This is a genomic window from uncultured Lactobacillus sp. (assembly GCF_946477725.1).
Taxonomy (GTDB): Bacteria; Bacillota; Bacilli; order Lactobacillales; family Lactobacillaceae; genus Lactobacillus.
Window position 1 is genome coordinate 1 of the sequence record NZ_CAMKZC010000040.1, and the last position, 8270, is coordinate 8270.

Genomic DNA, 8270 nt, shown 5'->3' on the forward strand with positions numbered 1-8270 from the left:
ATTTCTCACTAAGGAGGCCAATTATGAAAAAGAAATTTTGGCTACTTCCTTTATTGGCATGTATTTTAATGTTAACCGGCTGTGGTAAAAGCGTTAATGATCAATCAGTTTTAAAAAATGCTAAGCAATCTAATACGATTGTTTGGGGTGTTAAAGGTGACGTTAAGCTTTTCGGTTTAATCGATGTTCGTGATGGCCAGCAAAAAGGTTTTGACGTTGATATGGCTAAACATCTTACGAAGCATATTTTAGGTCCTCAGGGTAAGGCAGAATTTGTCACTACAACCTCTCAATCCAGAATTCCTCTGTTAAAGAATGGTAATGTGGATGCTGTGATTGCTACGATGTCGATTACGCCAGAGCGTAAAAAGATTATTTCTTTTTCAAAGTCATACTTTGATGCTGGTCAATCGCTTTTAGTTCCTAAGAATTCTTCAATTAAAAGTACAAAGGATCTAAATGGTAAGACAGTTATTGGTGTTGTAGGTGCTAACTCGGTTGCAAACATAAAAAAGGTAGCTCCCAAAGCTAAAGTGATCGAATTGCAGGATTATGCTCAGGCAATGAATGCATTGAAGTCACATCAAGGAGATGCTCTTACTACTGATAACGGAATTTTATTTGGTTTGGCAGTGCAGAACCCGGGCTACGAAGTTCGTGGTGGCACTTTTACTGTTGAACCTTACGGTGTTGCGGTTAATAAGGGACAAACCTCATTTACTGAAGCTGTAGACAAGGCAGTTCTTGAGATGCAGCATAACGGTGAATATAATCGCTTAATTAAAAAGTGGTTTGGCGATGTTCCAGGATTTAAGTATAAGGAGCTGTATCGCCGATGATTAATATTTTTTCAAAATTCAGCAGCCAGCTGTTTGTTGGCTTAGGCTGGACAGTACTATCTAGTGTAATTGCTCTATTTTTCAGTTTAATAATTGGAACAATTTTTGCAATTATGGAAGTTCTTCCAAGTAAAGTAATGCGTGTAATTGGCCATGCTTATGTAGAAATTATGCGTAACATTCCTTTGCTTGTAATCACTATGTTTTTCTATCTAGTAATTCCGATGTATGTTGTCAAAATCAATGGCTTTACTGCAGGAACTATTGGCTTAACACTTTATACATCTGCTTTTATTGCGGAGACTATCCGTTCAGGTATTCAATCGGTCTCTAACGGACAAATGGAGGGAGCCAGATCAACCGGTATGACCTATTGGCAGGCGATGCGCTACATTATTTTGCCTCAGGCCTTTAAAATTGTCATTCCGCCTTTAGGTAACCAATTCGTTAACTTGGTAAAAAACTCTTCAGTTTTAGCCTTTGTTGCAGGATTTGATTTGATGTACCAGGCAAACTCAATTGCGTCGACTACTTTTGACACCATTAACAGTTATTTAGTTGTAGGTGTTTTATACCTGGTTGTTACTTTGCCAATTAGCTATTACATGCGACACTTAGAAAAGAAATTAGGTTAGAAGGAGGTATTAGAAAATGCAAAATTGGATTAATGCCTTTTCATGGCTTAATGTGCGCTTTTTGTTAATGGGCCTCTGGGTAACTATTTATATTTCAGTAATTTCAGTTATCTTAAGTTTCATTTTTGGCTCAATTTTAGGCATAATCAGGTATTCTAAAATAAAGTATGTTTCACAGATCGTTGGCTTTGTAATTGATATTATTCGTAATATTCCGTTACTTCTAATTATCTTCTTTACTTACTTTGGACTACCTAACTTTGGCTTAAGACCAGAAACGATTCCGGCAGCGATAATCGCTATGACTGTCTTTGAATCGAGTATGATTGCTGAAATTGTACGTTCAGGTATTCAGTCTGTTTCTATTGGTCAAATGGAAGGGGCTCGGTCTACAGGGATGTCATTTGTACAAGCACTATGGCATGTTGTTTTGCCACAAGCATATAAGAATATGGTTCCTGCAATTATTAGTCAGTTTGTTTCCCTCATTAAGGATACATCTCTAGCAACGATTATTGTTGTTCCTGAAATGATGCAACATGCACAAGTTATTTACGGACAAAATGCAAACTATATCTTACCAATGTTTGCTGCACTTGCAGTTTTATATTTTGTTGTTTGTTTTACATTATCAATTATTGGTAATGTGATTGGTAAGCACTTGTCTTAAAGGAAGATCGTTTTATTATTTAAAGCATTTCACTAATTGTGAGGTGCTTTTTTAGTATTTAAGAAGCTGCTAGAAATATTTATTATTAGATAATCATATATGTTAAAATACTATAAAGATAAAAACTAAATTTAAAAGGGAGAACTTATGCCTCGTCCTAAAACCAAACAAGAATTAATAGATGCAAGTAATGCATCTTACCAAAAGATTGTTGCTTTGATTTCTAAGTTGCCGGAAGATGCTCGCACAGGTAGCTTCAACTTTGATACTAGTAAATTAAAAGAAGCCCATTGGAAAAGAGATCGCAATGTTCGTGACGTGTTGATTCATTTATATGAATGGCAGAGATTATTACTGGAATGGGTTAAAAACAATCAGGCCGGTCATGCACAAGAATTTTTACCAGAAGGGTACAATTGGCGCAATTATGGTGAAATGAATCAGCATTTTTGTGAAAAGCACCAAGCTACTGCGCTAGAAGAAGCTGAAAAATTATTGGCGGAAAGTCATAAGCAAACGATGGCTTTACTTGATATTTTTACTGAGGATCAACTTTTCCAAAAGAAGGTATTTCCTTGGACTGGAACGAACGCTTTAGGTACGTACTTTATTGCAAATACCTCTAGTCATTATGAATGGGCGCTGAAAAAATTGCGTAAATATCAAAGATCATTGAAATAAATGTAACTAAAAGCATAAAGATTAGCATTGCTCTGAAAGTACTGACCATTTTTCAAATGTTCAATGTTTTACCCTTACTTTTATTATTTGCAGCAGTAGAAATTAATTTTTGCTTTAATGTTTTACAAAATAAAAAATAATAGCTGGAACTATGTTCAACGGCTATCATTTTTTTGTTAGTCAATAATTATTTTTACTTTGTTACTAATAATAAAACTAGGAAAGCTAATGTATCGAACAAGAAATGGACTAAGAAGCTGACCCAGATATTGTGGGTTTTGATAAAAGCCCAGTTTAAAACCAGACGTGTAAATGCTAATCCTAAAATAACATAGCCCAAATTGTAATCATAAGTTGACAAATGAAGTAAAGCAAATATTAAAGCTGAAGCAATATTGCCCCAGAAAAGCGGGAGTGGCATGTGCATAGAATCAGCTAATTGGGTCACAGCTAACAGTGGCATAATTGCTAAAAACTCTTCACCTAATATTTGAATCGCACTGCTGAAGCGCTGATAAATGAAAATGAGCCAAACGTGGGGTGTATTCATAGTTAATCCTGCGGCTGCATTGCCGGAAACAGCACCAAACAACTTCTGAGAAATCGCTCCTGAAACAACGGATACGAAATAAGCTAAAATGAAAAAGACTAGAACCCAAAGCCATTCTTTGGCACGAGGAGTATGAAATAATTGCTGCCATTTGTGTCCAGTAGCAATTTGCACTCCGATTATTTGAATTATCAGAAAGACAGTTACTACTAAGATTTGAAAGCCTGCTGCTATTAAAGTGGGATGACTTTCGTCAAAAATTAGAGAATCCGGGATTTGCACACCGGGCATAATCAAACAGCAGTATGCTATCAAATTTGAGAACAATATTATCAGCCATTTTTTACCAGATAATTTATATGGACTATTTAAATTGTTAACCATGTTTATTCTTCCTTTTGTTTTTGATTTTATATTGTTATTTTGCAAAAGACAATTTGCTGGCTTGTGAAAGCATCACAAAGTAAATTTAATTTTTAGCTAAATTGCCTTGCGTTAAAATTCAAAAATAACCTATAAATTAATAAACTTTCTGGCTAAGTGCTACAATTATCTTGGAAGCTAACAGCATTTTAATTTGTTTTATATTAAATTTAAAACCAGCAGTCATCAACTTTATATCTCAAAATATATTTATTTAACTAATTAAGAAGGTTCATTATATGAAAAAAGTCACAATTAATAATCAAGTATTACCAGCGCTGGGAATAGGTACTTGGGAAATAGGAGATGATCCTAAACTTCGAGATGAAGAAATAGCAGCAATTAAAGCCGGTCTTGATGTAGGCTTAAGTGTGATTGACACCGCTGAAATGTACGGAAATGGTCGCTCTGAAGAGTTGGTGGGGGAAGCCATTAAACCGTATCCACGAGCAAAAATCTTCTTGATTTCTAAAGTTTTACCGCAAAATGCGTCTAGATCAAAAATGCGGCAAAGTTTGCAAAACAGTTTGCAAAGGCTCCAAACTGATTATCTGGATTTATATCTATATCATTGGCGGGGAATGGTACCTTTATCTGAGACCGTTTCTGAATTGCAGGCTTTACAAAATGAGGGACTAATTCGCTCATGGGGCGTATCGAACTTTGATATAGACGATATGCAGGAATTATGGCAACTGCCTGAAGGCCAAAATTGTGTAGTTAATGAGGACTTATATAATTTAGAAACCAGGGGAATTGAATATAGTCTTTTACCTTGGCAAAAAGAGCATCACGTTCCACTAATAGCTTATAGTCCTTTAGGACGTGGACCAAAAATGGGCAGTACAATGATGAAAAATGAGGCAGTTTTACAAGTTGCTGAGAAACACGAGGCAAGTGCTTATCAAATTTTACTTGCCTGGGTAATGCAACAGCCCGATGTTTTGGCAATACCAAAGAGCAGTAGTTCAAAGCATTTATTATCCAACCTGAAAGCTTTGGATATTGAGCTAACCCCAGAAGACTTGCAGATTTTGGAAAAGGCATATCCTAAGCCTGAACACAAAGAGCCCCTGGCAATTTATTAAAACGAGTTTTAATTGTCCTTATAAGCAATAATCATTAAAAAACTAAAAAATAAAGTAAAAAAGCTTGAGTTATCTCAGGCTTTTTCTGTACCCTTATACTAGGTAATAAATTGGGAAGTTAAATAATGAAAAGTTTTTTATTTCGGTTATATTTGACGGCAATGAAACTAATTGCTCGTTTTACACCAATACAAAGTAATAAAGTGGTTGTTCTTAATGGTGCAGGTCGTTCTGGCTCAAATGGCTATCTGTTTGGTAAATATTTGCAAAAAAGCCATCCCGAATATGAAGTTACTATTGTAGAGCCTTGGCCATCCTCACATTTGCCACTTAAAACTTGGCGAAAAATTGGGGCAGCGAAATTTGTGTTGACCACACATCAGCCATTTAAAGTTCATGCCAGGCAGGTTAATATTCAGTTTTGGCACGGTATACCCCTTAAACGCATGGGCTTCGTGGCCAATAATACTAGTTCCAAAGTTGACCTGCGCAATGCTAAGTTATGGCAAAAGAATGCTGATATAGTTTGTTCAAGCAGCGATTTGTATGAAAGCTTGATGAGTGCCTGCTGCGGAATTGAATCTAATAAGTATCACAAAACGGGTTTTCCTCGTATTGATGCTTTGAAAAATCCAGTTATTAGTAAAAAACAGCTTCTCAGTGATTTATTTAAAACTCAGGATGATGAGGCGCAAATTGGTATTTATATGCCAACATTTCGTTATGAAATGGAAGACAACCAAATTATGGACCAGGTTCAACAGGGTAATTTTTTAACTCTGTTTGATTTTAACATTGAGCAGTTAAATAATTCATTAAAAAAGAATCACCAATATTTAATAGTGAAACTGCATCCTTATGAAATGAAACTTTTTAAGCATTTGCAGAGTAATTATTCTAATATTGCCTTTCTTAATAATGATTATTTATATCAGCAAGATATTGACCTTTATGAGCTTTTGGGTAATACTGCTTTTCTGATTACTGATTTTTCCTCAATTTACTTTGATTATTTAAATATTGATAAGCCGATAATATTTGTGACCAATTATTTACGACAATACGAAGAAAAGCGTGGCCTCTTAATGGGTCCTTATGAAGAAATTGTACCTGGAATATGTGTAAAGACACAGCAAGAGCTAATGCAAGCACTGACAATGCCAGATCAATACAGTGCGAAACGGCGTTACTGGCTAAAATTAACGAATCAGGTTCAGAACCAATCAAGTTGCGCCAATGTAGTTGAGTTGTTAAAGAGTATTAGAGGGTAAGTTGTGAAAAGAACTTTTTTAAACATTCTGTATAATGCGGTTTACCAAATTTTTCTAGTATTAGTACCGTTAATAACAGTTCCTTATCTTTCGAGAATTTTGGGTCCCAAAACGTATGGTATTTACAGCAACGTTAATAATATTGTTCAGTTTTTAATGATTTTCTGTACTCTTTCAGTCTCCTATATTGGGATGAGGACTATTTCTCAGATTAGAGCTTTCGGCAGTGAGCAGGATTTAACTAAAGCATTTTGGGGCTTATGGTACTTTCAGGCCATAGCGGGATTTGTCACAATTGGGATTGTAATTGCTGTTACCAGCTTTTTTAAGATTAAATATGGGCAATATTTACTATTAATGGTGCCCTATCTTATTTCAGCTCAAGTTGATATTTCGTGGTTTTTTCAGGGATTAGCTGATTTTGGCCGTGTGGTTTTAAAAAATACTGCGGTTAAGCTGGTCTCTGTTATCCTAATTTTATTATGGGTAAAAAGTCCGGGTGATCTCTGGAAGTACATGTTGATCATGTCAGTTTCAACAATGCTGGGTTCATTTGTTTTTTGGTTTGACATTCACCGCTATGTTGGTGGACCGGTCAGACATTTCTATCAATACCGCGCGACTGTTAAAGCAATCATTACCCTGTTAATTCCCCAAATTGCTACCCAAATTTATACCTCGCTTGATAAACCTATTTTGGGTCTTTTTCAAAATTCAACCCAGGTTGCTTTTTATGACAATTCCCAAAGAATTTCTAACATGGTTTTGGGTATTGTCACTAGTATTTCTCTGGTAATCATGCCTAAAATGGCTGGTGAGGGGAAAAAAGAACAACGAATAGTTTTAAAAAAGTCCCTTGAAGCGACGGTTATGCTGGGCACTTTGTTTGCAGTTATTATTATGGCTAATACCAAGGAATTTGTACCCTTCTTTTTCGGTCATAAATTCATTCCTATGACGCCATTGATGTTTTTCTTTACTCTCACTATCATTATGATTCCAACTGGCGGAGTATTCGCTAATCAATTTGCGCTTGCCAATCATCGAGATCGCGATTATGCCATTCCAGTCATAGTTGGTGCTTTCTTGGAAGTAATATTAAGCTATTTTCTGGATCAACTGTACGGTGCAACAGGTGCTATGATAGCAATTTTAATAACCGAGTTTATAGTTTTACTTTTGCGTTTGTGGATTGTGCGGGATGGCTATGATTTTAAATACTCTTTTCGTGAAATTCCTAAGTATTTTATAATTGCTGTTATTGTTTTGGCAGTGGGTCTTCTTTTACCCCAAATGTTTGCTTCGGCATTTCTTAATATGCTTTGCAAATCGATCATTATGTTTGTTTTATATATCGCGTTAATGTTTTTATTAAAACTCGATTTTAACCAAGACATAATTTTATTATTGAAAAATTTTTTTACCAGAGGTTAATAAATGATTCCCAAAATAATTCATTATGTGTGGGTAGGGGGTAACCCTAAACCACAAAATATTCAGCGTTGCATGAAGACCTGGTCAAAGCACTTGCAGGATTATCAAATTATCGAATGGAACGAACACAATTTTGATATTCACGAAAATAAATATGTAGAACAAGCATATCAAGCTAAAAAATGGGCCTTTGTTTCAGATTACATTCGAGCTAAAGCAGTCTATGAAATGGGCGGTATCTATATGGATACTGATGTTTTAGTTTTGGATAATTTACACGATTTGTTAAATAATAAAGCTTTTGTTGGCTTTGAAAATAAGGATAATCCTTTTACAGCAGTATTTGGAGCTGAAAAAGGTCATCCACTGATTAAAGATATGCTTTCTTATTACGATGACCGTAATTTTACGTTTGACAAACAAGACCAATTAGCAGGAGTGAATACTGTTTCTGTATCTGATATTTTAAAAAATAAATATGGTGCTCAGCCTAATAACAAGGAGCAGCAATTGCAGACCGGTATACACGTTTATCCGGATGGTGTACTTTGTAATCCTTCTGCGCAGTCAAAGACCATCCATGTTTTTACCGGCACATGGATGGAAGGAGCTAAGCCGTTAAAAAGAAAATTAGTGACGGCTCTGAAAGTCAGGATCAAAACGAAAAAAGAGGCAGCAC

The 8270-nt window shown here is 35.5% G+C and carries 9 protein-coding genes; 8 read left to right on the plus strand and 1 reads right to left on the minus strand.

Annotation, left to right across the window (positions count from 1 at the left end; all coding sequences use genetic code 11):
* Positions 1–23: 23 nt before the first annotated feature.
* From Q0R51_RS08695 to Q0R51_RS08710, 4 genes are all read left to right on the plus strand, one after another.
* Positions 24–839, plus strand: a complete 816-nt coding sequence (locus Q0R51_RS08695) for a glutamate ABC transporter substrate-binding protein (protein WP_294758169.1) — start codon at positions 24–26, stop codon at positions 837–839.
* Positions 836–1474: an amino acid ABC transporter permease gene (locus Q0R51_RS08700; protein ID WP_294758171.1), complete on the plus strand. Its 639-nt coding sequence runs from the start codon at positions 836–838 to the stop codon at positions 1472–1474. Before Q0R51_RS08695 ends, Q0R51_RS08700 begins: the two co-directional genes overlap by 4 nt.
* 16 nt (positions 1475–1490) lie before the next feature.
* Positions 1491–2144, plus strand: a complete 654-nt coding sequence (locus Q0R51_RS08705) for an amino acid ABC transporter permease (protein WP_294758173.1) — start codon at positions 1491–1493, stop codon at positions 2142–2144.
* A gap of 147 nt (positions 2145–2291) precedes the next feature.
* On the plus strand, positions 2292–2825 hold the full coding sequence (locus Q0R51_RS08710; protein ID WP_294758175.1) for a ClbS/DfsB family four-helix bundle protein: 534 nt from the start codon (positions 2292–2294) through the stop codon (positions 2823–2825).
* 193 nt (positions 2826–3018) lie between these two features.
* Here Q0R51_RS08710 and Q0R51_RS08715 read toward each other — a convergent pair whose 3' ends face one another.
* Positions 3019–3759 carry a CPBP family intramembrane glutamic endopeptidase gene (locus Q0R51_RS08715; protein ID WP_294758177.1) on the minus strand — a complete coding sequence of 247 codons (741 nt, stop codon included), beginning with the start codon at positions 3757–3759 and terminating at the stop codon, positions 3019–3021.
* Between the two features lie 278 nt (positions 3760–4037).
* On the opposite strand from Q0R51_RS08715, the gene Q0R51_RS08720 reads away from it, so the two are divergent.
* The 4 genes from Q0R51_RS08720 to Q0R51_RS08735 all read left to right on the plus strand — a co-directional run.
* The gene (locus tag Q0R51_RS08720; RefSeq protein WP_294758179.1) at positions 4038–4886 is read left to right on the plus strand and encodes an aldo/keto reductase; all 849 of its coding nucleotides are present in this window, start codon (positions 4038–4040) and stop codon (positions 4884–4886) included.
* Between the two features lie 125 nt (positions 4887–5011).
* A complete protein-coding gene (locus Q0R51_RS08725; protein WP_294758181.1) occupies positions 5012–6157 on the plus strand; it encodes a CDP-glycerol glycerophosphotransferase family protein in 1146 nt (381 codons plus the stop codon).
* A gap of 3 nt (positions 6158–6160) precedes the next feature.
* Positions 6161–7591, plus strand: coding sequence for an oligosaccharide flippase family protein (locus Q0R51_RS08730; RefSeq protein ID WP_294758184.1), 1431 nt, complete (start codon positions 6161–6163; stop codon positions 7589–7591).
* A 3-nt stretch (positions 7592–7594) separates the two neighbouring features.
* Positions 7595–8270, plus strand: a 676-nt coding sequence (locus Q0R51_RS08735; RefSeq protein ID WP_294758187.1) for a glycosyltransferase family 32 protein, incomplete at its 3' end; no start/stop codon positions are given.

What these genes read in the sequence shown, in the direction of transcription:
- Q0R51_RS08695 (WP_294758169.1), top strand. Translation starts at nt 24, where the DNA reads ATGAAAAAGAAATTTTGGCTACTTCCTTTATTGGCATGTATTTTAATG.
- Q0R51_RS08700 (WP_294758171.1), top strand. Translation starts at nt 836, where the DNA reads ATGATTAATATTTTTTCAAAATTCAGCAGCCAGCTGTTTGTTGGCTTA.
- Q0R51_RS08705 (WP_294758173.1), top strand. Translation starts at nt 1,491, where the DNA reads ATGCAAAATTGGATTAATGCCTTTTCATGGCTTAATGTGCGCTTTTTG.
- Q0R51_RS08710 (WP_294758175.1), top strand. Translation starts at nt 2,292, where the DNA reads ATGCCTCGTCCTAAAACCAAACAAGAATTAATAGATGCAAGTAATGCA.
- Q0R51_RS08715 (WP_294758177.1), bottom strand. Translation starts at nt 3,759, where the DNA reads ATGGTTAACAATTTAAATAGTCCATATAAATTATCTGGTAAAAAATGG.
- Q0R51_RS08720 (WP_294758179.1), top strand. Translation starts at nt 4,038, where the DNA reads ATGAAAAAAGTCACAATTAATAATCAAGTATTACCAGCGCTGGGAATA.
- Q0R51_RS08725 (WP_294758181.1), top strand. Translation starts at nt 5,012, where the DNA reads ATGAAAAGTTTTTTATTTCGGTTATATTTGACGGCAATGAAACTAATT.